General features: G+C 65.2%; 20 protein-coding genes. 11 read left to right on the forward strand and 9 right to left on the reverse strand.

The genetic code is table 11. The annotated features are described in order from the left end of the window. Positions 1-5: 5 nt before the first annotated feature. The 5 genes from gshB (at position 6) to IVB41_RS08565 (ending at position 5,787) form a co-directional block, all read left to right on the forward strand. On the forward strand, positions 6-950 hold the full coding sequence (gene gshB / locus IVB41_RS08545; protein ID WP_247429402.1) for a glutathione synthase: 945 nt from the start codon (positions 6-8) through the stop codon (positions 948-950). 398 nt (positions 951-1,348) lie between these two features. Further along, the gene (gene cpaB, locus IVB41_RS08550) at positions 1,349-2,152 is read left to right on the forward strand and encodes a Flp pilus assembly protein CpaB (protein ID WP_247429406.1); all 804 of its coding nucleotides are present in this window, start codon (positions 1,349-1,351) and stop codon (positions 2,150-2,152) included. A 10-nt stretch (positions 2,153-2,162) separates the two neighbouring features. Then, positions 2,163-3,680 (forward strand): type II and III secretion system protein family protein, encoded by a 1,518-nt coding sequence (locus IVB41_RS08555; RefSeq protein ID WP_247285462.1) that lies wholly within the window; start codon positions 2,163-2,165, stop codon positions 3,678-3,680. An 86-nt stretch (positions 3,681-3,766) separates the two neighbouring features. Next, the gene (locus tag IVB41_RS08560) at positions 3,767-4,501 is read left to right on the forward strand and encodes a CpaD family pilus assembly protein (protein WP_247429409.1); all 735 of its coding nucleotides are present in this window, start codon (positions 3,767-3,769) and stop codon (positions 4,499-4,501) included. Continuing rightward, positions 4,498-5,787, forward strand: coding sequence for an AAA family ATPase (locus IVB41_RS08565; protein WP_106943964.1), 1,290 nt, complete (start codon positions 4,498-4,500; stop codon positions 5,785-5,787). The genes IVB41_RS08560 and IVB41_RS08565 overlap by 4 nt, the downstream gene beginning before the upstream one ends. Before the next feature lie 28 nt (positions 5,788-5,815). On the opposite strand, the gene IVB41_RS08570 is transcribed toward IVB41_RS08565, so the two are convergent. Together IVB41_RS08570 and IVB41_RS08575 are read right to left on the reverse strand one after the other, a co-directional pair. Next, entirely contained in the window at positions 5,816-6,601 is a 786-nt protein-coding gene (locus tag IVB41_RS08570) for a tetratricopeptide repeat protein (protein WP_247429413.1), read from the reverse strand. A gap of 79 nt (positions 6,602-6,680) precedes the next feature. Beyond that, positions 6,681-6,926, reverse strand: coding sequence for a PilZ domain-containing protein (locus IVB41_RS08575; RefSeq protein WP_007598461.1), 246 nt, complete (start codon positions 6,924-6,926; stop codon positions 6,681-6,683). Positions 6,927-7,152: 226 nt separating this feature from the next. Here IVB41_RS08575 and IVB41_RS08580 point away from each other — a divergent pair, with 226 nt between their 5' ends. The 6 genes from IVB41_RS08580 to IVB41_RS08605 all read left to right on the forward strand — a co-directional run bounded on the left by IVB41_RS08580 (position 7,153) and on the right by IVB41_RS08605 (position 13,881). Beyond that, the gene (locus tag IVB41_RS08580) at positions 7,153-8,691 is read left to right on the forward strand and encodes a YifB family Mg chelatase-like AAA ATPase (protein WP_247429433.1); all 1,539 of its coding nucleotides are present in this window, start codon (positions 7,153-7,155) and stop codon (positions 8,689-8,691) included. Between the two features lie 52 nt (positions 8,692-8,743). Continuing rightward, on the forward strand, positions 8,744-9,085 hold the full coding sequence (locus IVB41_RS08585) for a hypothetical protein (protein ID WP_027566228.1): 342 nt from the start codon (positions 8,744-8,746) through the stop codon (positions 9,083-9,085). Positions 9,086-9,203: 118 nt separating this feature from the next. Continuing rightward, a complete protein-coding gene (locus tag IVB41_RS08590; RefSeq protein ID WP_247429436.1) occupies positions 9,204-9,671 on the forward strand; it encodes a hypothetical protein in 468 nt (155 codons plus the stop codon). A 140-nt stretch (positions 9,672-9,811) separates the two neighbouring features. Beyond that, positions 9,812-12,037, forward strand: a complete 2,226-nt coding sequence (locus IVB41_RS08595; protein WP_247430179.1) for a PAS domain-containing hybrid sensor histidine kinase/response regulator — start codon at positions 9,812-9,814, stop codon at positions 12,035-12,037. A 101-nt stretch (positions 12,038-12,138) separates the two neighbouring features. Beyond that, positions 12,139-12,768 carry a histidine phosphatase family protein gene (locus tag IVB41_RS08600; protein WP_247429457.1) on the forward strand — a complete coding sequence of 210 codons (630 nt, stop codon included), beginning with the start codon at positions 12,139-12,141 and terminating at the stop codon, positions 12,766-12,768. 54 nt (positions 12,769-12,822) lie between these two features. Beyond that, positions 12,823-13,881, forward strand: coding sequence for an AI-2E family transporter (locus IVB41_RS08605; RefSeq protein WP_247285045.1), 1,059 nt, complete (start codon positions 12,823-12,825; stop codon positions 13,879-13,881). Between the two features lie 60 nt (positions 13,882-13,941). Here the strand turns inward: IVB41_RS08605 and IVB41_RS08610 are convergent, their stop codons facing one another. From IVB41_RS08610 to IVB41_RS08640, 7 genes are all read right to left on the reverse strand, one after another. Beyond that, positions 13,942-14,181, reverse strand: coding sequence for a hypothetical protein (locus IVB41_RS08610; protein WP_027566233.1), 240 nt, complete (start codon positions 14,179-14,181; stop codon positions 13,942-13,944). A gap of 99 nt (positions 14,182-14,280) precedes the next feature. After that, on the reverse strand, positions 14,281-15,237 hold the full coding sequence (gene coaA, locus IVB41_RS08615) for a type I pantothenate kinase (protein WP_007598451.1): 957 nt from the start codon (positions 15,235-15,237) through the stop codon (positions 14,281-14,283). Positions 15,238-15,257: 20 nt separating this feature from the next. Next, positions 15,258-15,584: a phosphoribosyl-ATP diphosphatase gene (locus tag IVB41_RS08620; RefSeq protein ID WP_007598445.1), complete on the reverse strand. Its 327-nt coding sequence runs from the start codon at positions 15,582-15,584 to the stop codon at positions 15,258-15,260. A gap of 101 nt (positions 15,585-15,685) precedes the next feature. Continuing rightward, positions 15,686-16,462 (reverse strand): imidazole glycerol phosphate synthase subunit HisF, encoded by a 777-nt coding sequence (hisF, locus tag IVB41_RS08625; RefSeq protein ID WP_007604055.1) that lies wholly within the window; start codon positions 16,460-16,462, stop codon positions 15,686-15,688. A 10-nt stretch (positions 16,463-16,472) separates the two neighbouring features. Then, positions 16,473-17,219 (reverse strand): 1-(5-phosphoribosyl)-5-[(5-phosphoribosylamino)methylideneamino]imidazole-4-carboxamide isomerase, encoded by a 747-nt coding sequence (hisA, locus tag IVB41_RS08630; RefSeq protein WP_247429494.1) that lies wholly within the window; start codon positions 17,217-17,219, stop codon positions 16,473-16,475. After that, a complete protein-coding gene (gene hisH, locus IVB41_RS08635; RefSeq protein WP_027566236.1) occupies positions 17,207-17,857 on the reverse strand; it encodes an imidazole glycerol phosphate synthase subunit HisH in 651 nt (216 codons plus the stop codon). Before hisH ends, hisA begins: the two co-directional genes overlap by 13 nt. Further along, positions 17,854-18,384 (reverse strand): DUF2628 domain-containing protein, encoded by a 531-nt coding sequence (locus IVB41_RS08640; protein ID WP_247285043.1) that lies wholly within the window; start codon positions 18,382-18,384, stop codon positions 17,854-17,856. The genes hisH and IVB41_RS08640 overlap by 4 nt, the downstream gene beginning before the upstream one ends. Positions 18,385-18,392 lie beyond the last annotated feature (8 nt).

The raw sequence follows: 18,392 nt of genomic DNA on the forward strand, positions 1-18,392 counted from the left end.
AGACCATGAAACTGAACGTCGCCGTCCAGATGGACCCCATCGCCCGCATCAACATCAAGGGCGATTCCACCTTTGCGCTGCTCCTGGAGGCGCAGAAGCGCGGCCATGGTCTGTCCTATTACACGCCCGACAAGCTCTCGATGGTCGGCGAGGAGATCGTCGCTCCGGTTCAGCTGCTCACCGTGCGCGACGAGCCCGGCAATCATTTCACCCTGGGTGAGCCCAGGCGCGAGGCGCTCAACGGCTTCGACGTGGTGCTGCTGCGCCAGGATCCACCGTTCGACCTCGCCTACATCACCTCGACGCACCTTCTCGAACGCATCCATCCGAAGACGCTCGTCGTCAACGATCCAGCCTCGGTGCGCAACGCGCCGGAAAAGCTGTTCGTGATGAACTTTCCGCAGCTGATGCCGCCGACGCTGATCTCGCGCGACCTCGACGAGATCAACGCGTTTCGCGACAGGCATGGCGCCGTCGTGATGAAGCCCTTGCACGGCCATGGCGGCGCGGCGGTGTTCCGCGTGATGCCGCAGGACATGAATTTCGGCTCGCTGTTCGACATGTTCTCGGTGACATTCAAGGAAGCCTGGGTGATCCAGCAGTTCATCCCCGAGGTCAAGCACGGCGACAAGCGCATCATCCTGATCAACGGCGAGTTCGCCGGCGCAGTGAATCGCGTGCCGGCCGCCGACGACCTCCGCTCCAACATGGTGCGCGGCGGAGCAGCGCAGGAGACCGAGCTCACGCCGCGCGAGCGCGAGATCTGCGCCACCGTCGGCCCGGCGCTGCGCGAGCGCGGGCTGTTGTTCGTCGGCATCGACGTCATCAACGGCAACCTCACCGAGATCAACGTAACCTCGCCGACCGGCATCCGCGCCATCGCACGACTCGGCGGACCGGACGTTGCCGCAAAGCTTTGGGATGTGATCGAGCCGAAGCGGGCGAAGTAACCGCGTTTGTATGACCGCGTTCTTGTAGTCGGCGATCTCTCCCGCGTCGTCCCGGCCCCCCGTGCGCAATTGCGCACTAGGCCGGGACGACACCGGAGATGTGCGGCATTGCGTTGCGTCTCACTGGAATGATGGCGCGATGTCATCGTCGCCACATCACTAACCACGCATTCACCATGACGCGGCGCGCATCATTCGAACGCACGGGCCGCAACTGCGTGAAACTACGGGGCCAGTGGCCGACCGGCTAACGCGACGTTCACCATCTGCCGAAAGACCACAGCGCGGCCGTCGATCGCATTCGGCCTCGCAACACCGCTTATACTTTTACTGCCTACTCATCGACACGGGAAACCCGCCAGGTGCGGTTCGAGTGCCCCGCGTAAGAGTAGAAGCGTATGAACACCGCACGCATTGTCGTTCTCGTCATCGCACTGGGCGCCGGCGGCGTCGCTGCGTATCTGGCGAGCGGCTATGACAACAAGCCCGCGCCCGTTCTCCCCGTCGCCGAAAAACTGCCGACGGTCGAGGTCCTGGTCGCCAAGAACGACATCCAGCTCGGTCAAGCCGTGAAGCCCGAGGACCTGCAATGGCAGGTCTGGCCGGCGGCGACCGCGAGCAGCGCCTTCATCCGCCGCGACAACAGGCCCGAGGCGCAGATCCAGATCGCAGGCTCGATCGCACGCGTGCCGTTGATGCAGGGCGAGCCGATCCGCGAGCAGAAGCTGGTCAAGGCCGACGGCTCCGGCTTCATGGCCGCGATCCTGCCGTCTGGCATGCGCGCCGTCTCCACCGAGATTTCAGCCGAGACTGCCGCCGGCGGCTTCATCCTGCCGAATGACCGCGTCGACATCGTGCTGACCCGCCGCCTGAAGAATCCTGACGGGGGCGCCGGTAACGACCTCATCCTGTCCGAGGCGATTCTGACCAATATCCGCGTGCTCGCGATCGACCAGGCGCCGAAGGAAAAGGACGGCCAGAACGCCGTCGTCGGCAGGACCGTCACGCTCGAGCTCAAGCCCGACCAGGTCGCCACGCTATCGGCAGCGCGCCAGGGCGGCACGCTGACACTCGCGCTGCGCAGCATCGTCGATGTCAACTCGGTCGACAGCGCGCCCGAGGACCAGGCGAGCAAGCGGTCCGGCGGAGTCAACGTAATCCGCTACGGCGTACAGGCGCGGCAACTGACGTCACAGAAGTGATGGGGATATGATGAACTTTGGGGATGATCGGACGGGCATGCGCATTCGGGGGAATCGCGCGCGCTCGGTCTGGACGGGGACGATGCTGATCCTGGGGCTGCTCGCAGCCCCCGATGTCGTCAGCGCCGCGGATGCGCCGGTCGGCGACCAGGCGCCCATGCAAGCAGCGGATCTCGATGTGTCCCCGGTCGGGACGATTGCACCGGCGAAGACGCGCTTCCTGTCGCTCGGCGTCGGCAAGTCCGCCGTGATCGACCTGCCGCGCGACGTCAAGGACGTGCTGGTCGCCGATCCCAAGATCGCCAATGCCGTGATCCGCTCGGCCCAACGCGCCTATATCATCGGCGGACAGGTCGGCCAGACCAACGTCGTGTTCTTCGCCGCCGACGGCCAGCAGGTCGCCGCCTACGACATCGCGGTGAAGCGCGATCTCAACGGCATGCGCACGGCGCTGCGTCAGTCGCTGCCGGGCGTGCAGATCGAGGGTGTCGGCGACAGCGTGATGCTCACCGGCTCGGTGTCGAGCCCGGTCGAGGCCCAGCAGGCCGGCGACGTCGCCGCCAAACTGGTCGGCGGCTCCGAGAAGGTGGTCAACAACATCGTCGTGCGCGGCCGCGACCAGGTGATGCTCAAGGTCGTCGTCGGCGAAGTGCGCCGCGATATCGTCAAGCAGTTGGGCGTCGATCTCAGCGCCAGCCTGAATGCCGGCACCGCGGTGGTGAACTTCAACAATTCGAACCCGTTCTCGGTCAGCGGCGGACCGATCGTCAGCAACAACGGATTAGGTGTCGCCGGGCTCACCAAGGGCTTCGCGACCGTCAGCGCCACGATGCGCGCGATGGAAAGTGCCGGTGTCATGCGCACGCTCGCCGAGCCGAGCCTGACCGCGATCTCCGGCGAATCCGCCACCTTCATCGCCGGCGGCGAATTTCCCATTCCGTCGGGCTATGCCTGCGATCCCGTCACCCACGTTTGCACCACCCAGATCACCTACAAGAAGTTCGGCATCTCCCTGAACTTTACCCCGGTGGTATTGAGCGAGGGCCGGATCAGCCTGCGCGTCATGACCGAGGTGTCCGAGCTGTCGAACCAGAGCGCCATCACGGTCACCCAGGCGCTGTCCTCGAACTCGACCAACTCAATCACCATCCCGTCGATCCAGACCCGCCGCGCCGAAACGACGCTGGAAATTCCCTCGGGCGGCTCGATGGCGATGGCCGGCCTGATCCAGCAGCAGACCAAACAGGCGATCAACGGCCTGCCCGGCGTCGACCAGGTGCCGATCATCGGCGCGCTGTTCCGCAGCCAGGACTTCGTCAACAACGAGACCGAGCTGATGGTGATCGTGACGCCCTATGTGGTGCGCGCGGTGGCTCAGAAGGAGCTGTCCCGGCCCGACGACGGCTTCGCGCCGGCGTCCGATGCCCAGACCGCGCTGCTCGGCCGCATGAACCGCCTCTATGGCATCGCGCGCCGCGTCGATCCGATCGCGGGCTCGCCCGGTGATTTCGGCTTCATCATCGACTGATGACGAACGGACGGCTCGGGAACGGGGCAAGAGACGGCGAGAGACGGCGAGAGACGGCGAGAGACGGGGCACGAGGGGATGAAGCGATGACGAAGACCATGGCCGATCGACGTCGCAAGTTGAGCGTCGCGCTGGCACTGACGGGGCTCTCCGTCATGCTGGGCGCCTGCAACACCACCGGCGAGGTCGTCACCCAGACGGTGCCGACCGACTATCGCCAGCGTCACCCGATCGCGGTCGAGGAAGCCAAGAAGTCGATCGTGATCTTCGTCGGCAAGGCTCGCGGCGGCCTCTCGGCCGCGCAGCACGCGGACGTCGCCGGCATTGCCCGGGACTGGGTGCACGAAGGTACCGGCTCGGTCGTCGTCGACGTCCCCGTCAACGCCGCGAATTCGCGCGCGTCGGCAGCGACCTATCACGAAATCCGTTCCGTGCTCGCCTCCGGCGGCGTACCCGCGCGTGCCATCGTCCAGCATCCCTATCGGCCCGAGGATCCCGGACTGCTGCCCACCATCCGTCTGAGCTATTCCCGGATCGCCGCGGTCGCGGGCCCCTGCGGGCTGTGGCCGGAAGATCTCGGCCCCTCCATCCTCGACCCCGGCTACAACGAGAACCGGCCCTATTTCAATCTGGGTTGCGCCAGCCAGCGCAACCTCGCGGCCATGATCGACAATCCGGCCGACCTCGAGCAGCCGCGGTCCGAGACGCCGGCCTATAACGCACGGCGTGACGTGGCCTTCGAGCGCTATCGCAAGGGCACGCCGATCGCGACCATGAATCCAGACGCCGACAAGGCCAAACTCAGCGATACAGGCAGATGACACGCGTCCACGACGAAGAAGCGGACGATCCGCAGCACCCCGAGGAACACATTGCGCCGGTTCCTCGCATCTCCGTGCAGGCCTTTTGCGAGACCGAGCAGACGCTCGCCGCGGTGACCGCGGCCGGGCAGGATCGCCGCCTCGCCAAGGCGCATCTCACCGCCAAGGACGGTGGCCTAGCTGCGGCAATCGAAGTCTATGAAACGATGCCGACGCCGAACGTCATCGTGATCGAATCCGACGGCACCCGCGACATTCTCGAGGGCCTGGACGACCTCGCCGGCGTCTGCGATCCCGGCACCCGTGTGGTCGTGATCGGCAATCCCAACGACACCGCGCCCTATCGCGAGCTGGTCCGCCGCGGCGTCAACGACTATGTGGTGGGACCGGTCGAGACGCTCGACGTCGTCCGCTCGATCTGCAGCCTGTTCTCGGCGTCCGAAACCATCATCACCGGCCGCGTCATCGCGGTGGTCGGCGCCAAGGGCGGTGTCGGCGCCTCCACCGTCGCGCACAATGTGGCCTGGACCATCGCCCGCGACCTCGCACTCGATTCCGTCGTGATCGATCTCGATCTCGCCTTCGGCACCGCGGGTCTCGACTACAACCAGGACCCGGTGCAGGGCATCGCCAATGCGGTGCTGTCGCAGGATCGGCCGGACACGGCCCTGATGGAGCGTCTGCTCTCCAAATGCACCGAGCGTCTCAGCCTCCTTGCCGCGCCTGCCACCCTTGACCGCGTCTACGATTTCGGCGCGGAGGCCTTCGACGCGGTGTTCGACACGCTGCGGATGACCACGCCCTGCATCGTGCTCGACGTTCCCCATCAATGGTCGGGCTGGACGCGACGCGCGCTGGTCAACGCGGACGACATCGTGATCGTGGCCGAGCCCGATCTTGCGAACCTGCGCAACACCAAGAACATGCTGAACGTGTTGAAGGCGGCGCGGCCGAACGACCGGCCACCGCTCTACTGCATCAACCAGGTCGGCATGCCCAAGCGTGCGGAGATCGAGGTCAAGGCCTTCGCCAAGACCATGGAGAGCCAGCCGATCGCGGTTATCCCGTTCGATTCGAAGCTGTTCTCGACCGCGGCCAACAACGGCCAGATGATCGCGGAGGTCTCCAAAAGCCACCGCACCACCGAACTGTTCCAGAACATGGCGAACCGCCTTGCCGGGCGCGGCGAGGTGAAGAAGCCAAAGCGCTCGCTGCTCGGGCCGCTGCTGAAGAAGCTGAAGGGTCGATCGGGGCGCGGGTCAGCCCCGCATCGTAAGGCATCCTGAGCAAGGCATCCTGACGCGCGAGGGCGGGTTACTTCTCCGCCCGCTGCTGCTTCTTCACCAGCAACTGCCGCAGCGCCGTGACCTTTGCCGCCGCTTGATCCGGCGACAGATCGGCCTTCACGATGGTTTCGGCCTCGGCCTGCTTTCCTTCCAGTCCCAGCACGAGCGCGAGATTGGCGCGCACGCGGAGATCGGCGGGATTGCGCGCGTGCGCCCGGCGCATCGTTTCCTCTGCCCGCGTCAGATTGTTCTGCAGCATGTAGGACAGTCCGAGATTGGACAGCACCGACGGCTCGTCCGGCACGATCTTGAGCGCGGCGGCGTAATATTGCTGCGCTTCCTCGTTGCGGCCGAGTTGATCGAGCGCGGCGCCCTGCGCCGACAGGATATGCCAGTCGGGATCTTCGGGCGAATGCGCGCGGCCGAGGACGTCGAACGCCTGCTGGAAACTGCCGCTGTCGGCGAGCGCGCGGCCGTAGCCTGCGAGCAGCGCCTTGTTGCTGGAATGGGCGAGCACGGCCTGCTCAAGCACTGCGAGCGCCTGCGCGCGCTGGCCGGTCTGGCGCAACGCCTTGCCGTATTCGAGCGCGACGTTGGGATCGCCAGGCTTGGCGCGATAGCGCTCGCGCAGCGCGTCCATGTCCGGCCTCACGTCGGGCTTGGTATCGGACTTGCCAGCCGTTTCCGACTTTCCGCCGAGCGCGCCGGTGATGTCCTCGATGCCAGTGGTCTGACAGCCGCCAAGAGCCAGGATCAGAAGCGCGGAAAACAGATATCTCGCCGGAGGAGAGGCGACGGACAAAGGCTTGGACATACTCTGATCACTCGGCGACTGATCAGAGATGCTTACCGATTAACGCTAAAGTCCCGTTAAGGCGGGGCGCTTGCGCGGCTCAGTCGGTGAATTCAGCGCCGAACTCGCAGCCGATGCGCCAGCGCAGGCGGCACTGCCTGGAATAGTCGGGCGCGAAGATGATGGTGAATTGCGGCGGCACTTCCAGGAACTCCGCCACCACTTTCACGCCGCCATCCGAAATATCCGTGATCGTGCAGTCCCGCGGCAGCGAACCCGCGCCAAAGTGAATCTTGGCGAGCCGCGTGCACATCCGTCGTTCGCTTCTCCGGCGATTTGCAAGCATTTGAATTGTTCACCCGTTAGACCACGGCCCATCCCGCACCCCTAGGAGTAGCGGACATTCGTTGGGATGTGCTGAGCAGAGCAGCTTGCATTCGAGGCGTAGTGTCTTCGTCGTGTTTACGATCAGTTAGGGCCTCCCGGCTCCTAGGCATGTTCCTGTATTGTTCTTGCAAAAACCGGCCCGCTCTGCTACCCCTAATTGTGCAAAAGGGCAGGCTGGTTCGGACATGGTTCAGCGGGTTTCTACCGTCGCCTTTGAGGGGATCGAGGCCCGCGCGGTCGACGTGCAGGTGCAGGTCGCGCCGGGTCTTCCGGCCTTCGCGATCGTCGGTCTCCCGGACAAGGCGGTGTCGGAGGCGCGCGAGCGGGTCCGCTCGGCGCTGATCGCCTCGGGGCTCGCGCTGCCGGCCCGGCGGATCACCGTCAATCTCGCGCCCGCCGATCTGCCCAAGGAGGGCAGCCATTATGACCTGCCGATCGCGCTTGGGCTGATGGGGGCGATCGGCGCGATCCCGCCGGATGCGCTGACCGGCTTCACCGTTCTGGGCGAGCTTGGCCTCGACGGATCGATCGCGCCGGTGGCCGGTGTTCTTCCCGCCGCGATCGGCGCCAATGTGCGCGAGGAGGGGCTGATCTGTCCGGCGGCTTGCGGCTCGGAAGCGGCGTGGGCGAGTCCGGACATCCAGATCATCGCCGCGAGTTCGCTGATCCAGATCGCCAACCACTTCAAGGGAACGCAGGTGCTGTCGCGGCCTGTGCCGAAGGTGCATGAAGCCGCTGCCTCGCCGCTCGACCTGCGCGACATCAAGGGACAGGAGAGCGCCAAGCGGGCGCTGGAGATCGCGGCCGCCGGCGGCCATCACCTGCTCATGATCGGCGCGCCCGGCGCCGGCAAATCGATGCTGGCGGCACGCCTGCCCTCGATCCTGCCACCGCTGTCACCGGGCGAGTTGCTCGAGGTCTCGATGATCGCCTCTGTTGCCGGTGAGATCGAGGGCGGCGCGCTGACGGCGCGGCGGCCGTTCCGATCGCCGCATCATTCCGCCAGCATGGCCGCGCTCACCGGCGGCGGCATGCGCGCACGGCCTGGCGAGATCTCGCTCGCGCATCAGGGCGTGCTGTTCCTCGACGAGCTCCCCGAATTCGATCCGCGCGTGCTGGATTCGCTGCGCCAGCCGCTGGAGAACGGCGAGGTCTCGGTGTCCCGCGCCAATCACCGCGTCACCTATCCCGCGCGCTTCATGCTGGTCGCCGCGATGAATCCCTGCCGCTGCGGCAATGCGTTCGAGCCCGGCTATGCCTGCAAGCGCGGCCGCATCGATCGCTGCACCGGCGACTACCAGGCCCGCATCTCGGGACCACTGATGGACCGCATCGATTTGCGCATCGAGGTTCCCGCGGTGACCGCCGCCGATTTGATCCTGCCGCCGCCGGCAGAGGGCTCAGCCGAAGTCGCCGCGCGCGTGGCGGCGGCGCGCGACATCCAGCTCGCGCGCTACGCGGATGCCGGCCTGCCGAAGGTTCGCACCAATGCCGAAGCGCCGGCCTCGGTGCTGGAGGAGATCGCCAAGCCGGATGCGCAAGGCCAGAAGCTCCTGCGCGATGCCGCCGAGACCATGCGGCTGTCGGCGCGTGGCTATCACCGCGTGCTCCGGGTGGCGCGCACGCTCGCCGATCTCGACGGCGCCGACAAAATCGGCCGTCTGCACCTCGCCGAGGCGCTGTCCTACCGCGCGCTCGCGGAAGATGTGCGGCAGCTGGCGTGAGCGATGCGCCGCCGCAGCTTTCTCGACAACATCACCATGCCCGAGATTGATCATGACCGATGCGAATGCCTGCACCATCAGATTTGTTCGTGCGTCCCAATATGCCGATTGGCTGAGGTCGTACGAGCTGTGGGTCAACGGGACCAGCGTTGGGAAGCTTGCACGCAACGACGTGTTGGAGATCACGCTGCCGGCCGGCACCTGCACGATCGATGCGAGCATTGATTGGGGCAGGAGCCAGCCGCTCGTCGTTCGCAGCAGTCCCGGCCAAACCGTCGAGATCGAGGTCAGGAACCGGTGGGGTGCCTGGGCGGCGCTTTGGGCGATCAGCTTTGGCAAGAACAGCTATTTGGTTCTCACTGAAGTCGAGCGAAAAACCAACAAAAGCGCCTAACCGACCGAGACTCTCATCCCCCGATACCGGCATCAACCCGGCGGTAACGAGTTTCCTTTACGCTCTGCAAACCATAAGGCCCATCAGTTCCCGTACAGGGCCTGGCGAGTAGCGTGTCATGTTGCGTTTCAAGATCCTGGCCTCGGTTGTTCCCCTGTTGGCGGCCGCGGTGTTTGCCCGCAGTGAGATCGGATCGGTCTCGCATCCCTGCATCGCCCTCGGCGACACCTCGGTCGAGCTGACGTCGCTGTTCTGGACCGCCGGCGTGCATGTCGCCTTCACCGATGATCCCGCGCGTGCCACGGTGCGGGTTCAGATTACCGAGGATGCGGACGCTGCCGACTTCGCCGTCGTCGACGACGGCCCCGGTTTGGAATTGGAGTCCTGCCAGGCCAACCCCTCGACGCGCCTGATCTCGATTGCCGCGCAGCCCGTCGACGGCGGTCAGGTGATCTATCTCTCCAGCGAGGGGCCGGCGGATTACCGCGTCTATGTGCGCTCGAAGACCTTCTCCCAGCGCGAGGCGGCGGCGCTGATCGTCGGCGCCCGCGGCGGCCACCGCCATCTCCAGGCCGCTTCGCTTTGAACCGCCTCGCTCTGCGCCGTTAACAACTCGTCAACCCTATTTGGAGGCGGTCGCAGGGCCTCAAACTGTTCGCAAGGTCGGCGGCACATCGTCGTTGACAGCGAGCACAGCGTTTTAAGAAAAGAGTCGGGTCGGTGGCGATGGATCGGACGTTCCGGATCAAGGTGCGCATGCGCCGCTTCAGGCGACAGTACCCAAAAATCGCCTTCGCGATCCGCTCCATCATGATCTTCTCGGCGACCTTCGGCGGCGCCTATGGATTTGTCTCCGGCAGCCGGTCCGAGACGTCCGGCTACGATCCCAATGCGTTTGCGATCGGCGTCAGCTTCCTGTTCGCGCTCGCCTGCCTCGGCCTCGCCACGCTCAGCATGCGCCTGCGCTTCGTCAACAAGCGGATGCGTGCGCTGGCTGCCCACAACGAGACGCTGATCGACCGCAATTGGGAGCTGAAGGAAGCGGAAGAACGCGCTCGCAGCCTGTTCGAACAGCAGGGCGACCTGATCGTGCTGCGCGACACAAGCGACCGCATCACCTTCGCCAACGACGCCTATTGCGCGCTTGCCGGGCAGGCGCGCGGCGCGCTGGTCGGCACGCGCTTTGATTTCGACGTTCTGGAGCAGGGCGACAGCGCCCGCGAGAGCAACGGCACGCGCATTCACGACCAGAAGATCGCAACCCCGCTCGGCGCGCGCTGGATCGCCTGGCGCGAAGGCTATGTCCGCCTCGACGCCGGCCAGCCCGCCGAATTGCAGAGCGTCGGACGCGACGTCACCGACCGCACCGAGACCGAGCGTGCGCTGTCCGACGCCCGCGACCAGGCCGACGCCGCCAACCGGGCGAAATCGCGCTTCCTGGCGATGGCCTCGCACGAGATCCGCACGCCGCTCAACGGCATCATCGGCATGGGCGGACTGCTGCTCGACACCACGCTGACGCCGGAGCAGTCGACCTACGCCAAGGCCGTGAAGACCTCGGGCGAAGCGCTGATGGCGCTGATCGAGGAGTTGCTCGACTATTCCAAGATCGAAGCCGGCAAGCTCGATCTCGAGCAGCGTCCGTTTGCGCTCTCGGCCCTGATCGAGGACATCACCGAGCTGCTCGCGCCGCGCGCGCAGGCAAAGCAGCTCGAGATCGCCGCCTATGTCGACGAGCGGCTGCCGCTTGAAGTGGTCGGCGACGCCGCGCGGCTGCGCCAGGTGCTGCTCAACCTCGCCGGCAACGCCATCAAGTTCACCGCGAGCGGCGGCGTCGCGCTGATCGTCGAGCCCGGCATCTGGCCGAACGAGATCAGTTTTCTGGTGCGCGACACCGGCATCGGCATCGCAGCCGACGCGCAACAGCGCATCTTCCGCGAATTCGAGCAGGCCGACGAACGCGTCGCCCGCACCCATGGCGGCACCGGCCTCGGTCTCGCCATCAGCGAGCGCATCGTCAAACGCATGGGCGGCCGCATCACACTTACGAGCGAGCCGGGCAAGGGCGCGACCTTCGAGGTCGCAGTACCGCTGGCGTCATCCCTCGCCGGCGCGGAACAGACGGCATTCCCGAGCCCCGATCTCACCGGCAAGTCGATCCTGCTGATCGCCGACGGCATCGAGGCCTCCCTGATCGCGCGGCGGCTGGAGCGCTGGGGCGGCCAGACCTGCATGGTGACTGACGCCGCGGTGGCGGAAGCGCTGCTTCCGGAACGCTCATGGCATTCGGTGCTGATCGATCGCGCGCTCGGCGCTGCCATCGCCGACCGCCTCGGCGAAGCCGCACGCAGCCATGCGACGCAACGCCTGGTGCTGCTGACGTCCGGCTCGCGCCACGAGAAACTCTCGCCGGCCTTCACCGGCTTCCTGGTGAAGCCGCTGCGCGCGGCCTCACTCGCCGCACGCCTCTCGTTGCCCCCGGAGGTCGCCTCGCCCGATCTCGCGCCGGAGCCATCGGCTCAACCCGCCGGCGCGGTACCGGCGAAAGGCCTGTCGATTCTCGTCGCCGAGGACAACGAGATCAACGCGCTGTTGATGCGCTCGCTGCTGACGAAACTCGGCCACCGCGTGGTCATTGCTGTCCATGGCGAGGCCGCGCTGGAATCCTGGCTCGGCGCGTCATCGGCCGGCACGCCCTATGATCTCGTGCTGATGGACATCCAGATGCCGCAGCTCGACGGCATCGAAACGACAAAACGAATCCGCGCGCATGAAGGAGCCAAAGGCGGCCACCACACGCCGATTCTCGCGCTCACCGCCAATACGCTGGTGGAGGATCGCTACGCCTGCTTTGAAGCAGGGATGAACGGGTTCCTGATCAAGCCGCTCGATCGCGAAAAGCTGGAAGAGGCGCTGGCCGGACTGGCGGCGGCGCGGCAGCTGGCGGTTTGATCCGGATTCCATAGGAACCCGATCTCGGACGGCAATCGACAATTGAAATCGACCGCGTCGCGCGTCACCATCCTCTGGGGCATTTTAACAGAGGATTTCGCATGAACTTGCTGTGCCGCCTCGCCTTCGTGATCCTTCTCTGGGGTTCCACTCAAGCCGCCGCGGCCGATAGCTCGCAACTGATCGCCTCGCTCAAGCAAGGCGGCTACGTGCTGGTGTTTCGCCACACCGCCACCGACGACAGTCAAAAAGATGTCTACCCTTTCAAATTCGACGACATGAGCGCCCAGCGTCAGCTCAGTGAAAAGGGCCGGGACATGGCGCGCCAGATCGGAACGGCCATCAAGGAACTCGCGATCCCGATCGGCGACGTCTACACCAGCCGGCTGAACCGCGCGATCGAGGCGGGCAGACTGATCTCCGGCCGCGAGGTCAAGCCGGTCGACGCCTTGACGGACAGCAGCAACGCGAGTGCGTCGGGCATGGCAAATCCGACCGGCGCAAATGCAAAGGCGGGCCAGGCCGTGCGGCAGCTCGTCGACGCGCCGCCCAAGGCCGGCACCAACACCGTCCTGGTCACCCACAAGACCAACATCGCCGATGCCTTCGGCAAGGATGCCGGGGACGTGCAGGAGGGCGAAGCTTTCATCTACAAGGCCGGCAGCTCGGGTCCCGCAACCCTTGCAGGACGCATCAAGCTCGCCGACTGGACCGCGAAAGCAGACAAGTGACGGCCGGACATCGGGTCCGGATCATGCTCTGGCAACAGAAGGGCTAGGGAACACGTGAGAACGTCGGAAGACCGCTCATTCCTCGTCTTGCTTGCCGCGATCTCGCTGGCATTCGGGTGGGTACTTTGGCCGTTCTCCGGCGCGTTGTTGTGGGCCACGCTTCTGGCGATCATCTTCGCGCCACTCTATCGCCGCGCTCTCGAAACGCTTCCGGGACGGCGCAACCTCGCCGCATCGTTCACTGTCGTCGTCGTGATCGTCATGGTCCTCATCCCCGTGGCGGTCGTCATCGCCTCGCTCATCGACCAGGGTGGGGAGCTGTATCAGCGCGCTCAGAGTGGGGAGATCAGTTTCGCTCATCCCCTGCAGCAGCTGAAATCCGCGTTGCCCGCCTGGGCTACTTCCCTGTCGGATCGCCTGGCTGGCATCGATTTTTCGGCCCTGAAGGAACGTCTGTCGAGTCTGGTCGTCCCTGCCGGCCAACAGCTGGCGGGACACGCCATTAACATCGGTCAGTTGACGCTGGAGTTCGTCGCAAGCTTGCTCGTGATGTTGTACCTGCTGTTCTTCCTGCTCCGTGATGGTGACGAGCTCAACGTACGGATCCGCGACGCGCTCCCGCTGCGGCCGAGCCACACCAGCGAGATTCTGAATGCGTTCACCCTGGCGGTTCGCGGGACGATCAAGGGGATCGTTCTCGTTGCGCTAATTCAGGGAGCGCTTGGCGGGCTGATTTTCTGGGTGCTCGGCTTGACTGTCCCACTGCTGGCGGGCGCCCTGATGGCGCTGCTCTCGCTTCTGCCCGTGCTCGGCTCTGCGCTAGTTTGGGTTCCGGTCGCGCTCTACCTGCTTGTGGCAGGCTCAGTCACGAAAGGGATCATCCTGCTCGCCTTCGGGATCTTCGTGATCGGTCTTGCGGACAATTTTCTCCGTCCGATCCTGGTCGGCCAGTCGATCCAAATGCCGAGCTATGTCGTGCTGCTCGCTACCGTAGGCGGCCTTGCGGCGTTCGGAGCGAACGGGTTCGTCATCGGCCCACTCGTCGCCGCGATGTTTCTCACGGCGTGGCACATCTTCATCGCTTCGAAAGCGCGACAGGAGGTCCGGAAATGATCGTCATGTCGAGTTACTATCCGGCGGTCAGCCGAGCGCCGAATCCGTTCCCCCCGAATGCTATGAGGCGTGAGCAGCAAACCGCGGCGCGGACAGCTTGGCCGGCGGCGTCGCGGTGCCCTTGAATTTAGTATCTGCCTGGGCCGCGCGCTTGCAATGCGGACACACGAAGAGATGCGCGATGACCGGGGTTGGCTCGTCCGCCAGCAGCTCGGAACGGAACCACTTCATCTCGATATGGCAGTCCGGGCAGGTCGGTGCTTCGAGATGCTCGGCGGCGTTTCTGAGACGATCAACCATGGGTCCCTCGCGTTTACGGAGCTCATAGCCGAATACCCTTTGTCGGTCTGCAACAAAAGACACTTTGCGCGCGCGGGCTAGAGCCGTCGACCGCAGCGGTTACAGCCGCCTGAGCGCCACGCTTGCCACCGTGTGGTCGGCGCCCTTCTTCAGGATCAGGGTCGCGCGGGGGCGGGTCGGCAGGATGTTGTCTTCGAGATTGGCGAGGTTGGTGCGTTCCCAGATCGCGATCGCGGTGGCGGTGGCTTCCTCGTCCGACAACAGCGCGTAGCGGTTGAAGTAGGATTTCGGATTGGTGAACGCAGTGTCGCGCAGCGACAGGAAGCGCCTGATGTACCACTGCCGCAGCGCGGCCTCATCGGCGTCGATATAGACCGAGAAATCGAAGAAGTCGGACACGACGGGCACGGCCTTGCCGTCACGCGGCAGCTTGCCGGTCTGCAGTACGTTGACGCCCTCGACGATCAGGATGTCGGGCTGGTCGATCTCGGCCCACTGGTTCGGCACGATGTCGTAGGTCAAATGCGAATAGACCGGCGCGCGCACATGGCGGCGGCCGGCCTTAATGTCGGAGAGGAAGCTGAGCAGCAGCGGCAGGTCGTAGCTCTCCGGAAAACCCTTCTTCTGCATGATGCCCTGCCGCTCCAGCACGGCGTTGGGATACAGAAATCCGTCGGTGGTGATCAACTCGACCTTGGGACGCGGCGACCAGCGCGCCAGCAGCGCCTGAAGCACGCGGGCCGTGGTGGATTTTCCAACCGCGACCGAACCGGCGACGCCGATGATGTAGGGCATCTTGCGGTCGCGGATATTGAGAAACTGGCGCTCCGCGTAATAGAGCCGCTGCATCGCATCGACATAGATCGACAGCAGGCGCGACAGTGGCAGGTAGATGTCCTCGACCTCCTGCAAGTCGAGGCGGTCGTGCAGCGAGCGCAGCCGGTCGAACTCACCCGGCTCCAGCGTCATCGGCGTGTCGTCGCGCAGTCGCGACCACTCCTCGCGCGTATAGACGCGGTACGGGTTATACTGCTGCTCGGGTGCGCGGATATCCATGACGCGACTCTCCACCTCGGCTAGCTGCCGCCCTTGCGCGACGCCTTTTCTTCCAACCCTGACATATTGGTCCGCTTGTCCAATGCGGCCTCGACCTCTTCCAGCTTTACGCCGCGGGCCTTGAGCAGCACAAGGAAATGATAGAGCAGGTCGGCGCCTTCCGCGATCAGATGCGCGCGATCGTTTTCGACTGCGGCGATTACGGTTTCGACTGCTTCCTCTCCGAACTTCTTGGCGCAATGTTCGGCGCCCTTGTCGAGGAGCTTGCGGGTATAGGACGCCTCGCCACCCGCTGCCGCGCGGGCGTCGATGGTCTCGGCCAGGTCGTGGATCGTGAAACGCGGCATACAAATACTCGGAAAACGCGCCTTGGCCGATGATTGGCCGGTTACCTGGCGGGATAAGCCGGATCCCGCCGATGATGTAGCATTTTTAGGGACGGGAGTCGTCAGGCATCGAGGCGCATGGGCAGCCCGCGCCGGGACATGTGCTCCTTGGCTTCGCGGATGGTGAATTCCCCGAAATGGAAGATCGAGGCGGCCAGCACGGCGGTGGCGTGGCCGTCGCGAATACCGTCGACGAGGTGGTCGAGATTGCCGACGCCGCCCGAAGCGATCACGGGAACGGGAATGCTGTCGGCGATCGCCCGGGTCAGCGGGATGTCGAAACCCTGCCGCGTACCGTCGCGGTCCATCGAGGTGAGCAGGATTTCACCGGCGCCGAGCGAGACCACCTCCTGGGCATATTCGATGGCGTCGATGCCGGTCGAGTTGCGGCCGCCATGGGTGAAGATCTCCCAGCGCTCTCCGCCACCGGCGCGTTTGACCCGCTTGGCATCGATCGCGACCACCACGCACTGCCCGCCGAATTTCTCGGCGGCTTCCTTGACGAACTCGCGCCGCGACACCGCGGCGCTGTTGATCGAGACCTTGTCGGCGCCGGCGCGCAGGAGGGTCTTGATGTCGTTGACCTCACGCACGCCGCCGCCGACGGTCACAGGCATGAAGCAGGCTTCAGCGGTGCGCCGGACCACGTCCAGCATGATGCCGCGATTCTCATGGGTCGCGGTGATGTCGAGGAAAGTGAGCTCGTCGGCGCCGGCTGCGTCATAGGCGATCGCCGCTTCGACGGGATCGCCGGCATCGCGCAGGTCAACGAAGTTGACACCCTTGACGACGCGGCCGTCCTTGACGTCGAGGCAGGGGATCACGCGCACCTTGAACATGTGTCAGCTCCTAGGCGGCGCGCGCGTTGCGGATCAAGGTGAGGGCGACGGCCGGCTCGAGCCGACCGTCATAGAGCGCGCGGCCTGCGATCGCGCCGGCGAGCTTTTTCGCGCGCGGCGTCAGCATCGCCTTGACGTCCTCGATCGAGGCGAGGCCACCGGAGGCGATCACGGGAATCGAGATCGCATCCGCCAGCGCGATGGTCGCATCGAGATTCAGGCCCTTGAGCAGGCCGTCGCGCGCGATGTCGGTGAAGATGATGGCGGCGACGCCGGCATCCTCGAAACGCCGTGCGATCTCCAGCGCCGTCACCTGCGAGGTCTCGGCCCAGCCTTCGACCGCGACCTTGCCGTCACGTGCATCGAGCCCGACCGCGACGCGGCCGGGGAATTTCCTGGCAGCCGCCTTCACCAATTCAGGGTCGCGCACCGCGGCGGTGCCGATGATGACACGGGTGATGCCCTTGTCGAGCCAGGCTTCGACAGTCGCGAGATCGCGAATGCCGCCGCCGAGCTGCACCGGAATCGTGATCGTCTTCAACATCGCGTCGACGGCCTGCGCATTCACAGGCTTGCCGGCAAACGCGCCGTCGAGATCGACGACGTGGAGATACTCAAAGCCCTGCGCGACGAAGCTCTCGGCCTGCGCGGCCGGATTGAGATTGAACACGGTCGCGCGCGCCATGTCGCCCTGTTCGAGGCGCACGCATTGGCCGTTCTTGAGGTCGATCGCGGGAAAGAGAATCACGGTTTCCATCGCAAAAAGTTCGAGATCAGGGCCAAACCAAAGCGCTGGCTCTTCTCGGGGTGAAACTGCGTCCCGATCGCCGTGTCCTTGCCGACGATCGCGGTAACGGGCCCGCCGTAATCGGCGCGCGCGAGCACGTCCGCCTCGTTGGCGGCGTTGAGGTGGTAGGAGTGCACGAAGTAAGCGTGCTGGCCCTTGGGGCCGAGCGGCAGCTTGTCCAGCACCGGGTGCTCGCGCAGCACATCGAGCGTATTCCAACCCATGTGCGGGATCTTCAGGCTCTCGTCGCGCGGCGTGATCTTCTCGACGTCGCCGCCGATCCAGTTCAGGCCTTGCGTAATGACATGCTCCTTGCCGCGGGTGGCGAACAGCTGCATGCCGACGCAGATGCCGAACATCGGCCGCGCCTTGACCCGCACCGCTTCGGTGATCGCCTCGACCATGCCGTTGACCGCATCGAGCCCACGCCGGCAATCGGCGAAGGCGCCGACGCCCGGCAGCACCAGACGATCGGCGCTGTAGGCCTGGTCCGGATCGCTGGTGACGAAGACCTTTTGCGGGTTCTCCATGCTGCGCGCGGCGCGCTCGAACGCCTTGGCGGCCGAATGCAGATTGCCGGAACCGTAATCGATGATGGCGACGCTCACCTTGACCCTCCCGGTTCCGGAAACAAACCAATGATGCCACCCGCCGGCATTGGCGGCGGGTTGGAGAATTGCTGACCCGGCACGTTGCGGGTCGGCGGCGGGCCGCCGCGATCGACGGCCCATTGATCGTTGACGATGCCGCGCTGCTTCTGGCTCCAGCGCTCGAAGAAGCGGCGCTCGGCGGTGTCCTCGTCGTCGGAAATCACCACGTCGAGCTGCCGCCATTTTCCGCGCGACAGCGTCCAGCGGCGCAGGCTGGAGGCCTCGAATCCCATCAGGAGCGCGACGATGATGTCGGCGAAGAAGATCGACGACCGGCCGACGCCGAGGCTGGACAGCCCGACATTGAAGGCGGCAACGAAGATCACCCAGCCGATCAGCGCCAGCCACAGCCGATTCCACAGCAGCCAGAACGGTCCGAAGATCATCGCCCAGAAATGGAAGCCGTCGCGCACGAAGACGAACTTGTCGGTCGCGCGCAGATCGGCTCCGGCAGGTGAGGGAGCATGAACTGTGTAGACGGACATGGCGATGC

This window comes from Bradyrhizobium sp. 44, from assembly GCF_023073095.1.
Taxonomy (GTDB): Bacteria; Pseudomonadota; Alphaproteobacteria; order Rhizobiales; family Xanthobacteraceae; genus Bradyrhizobium.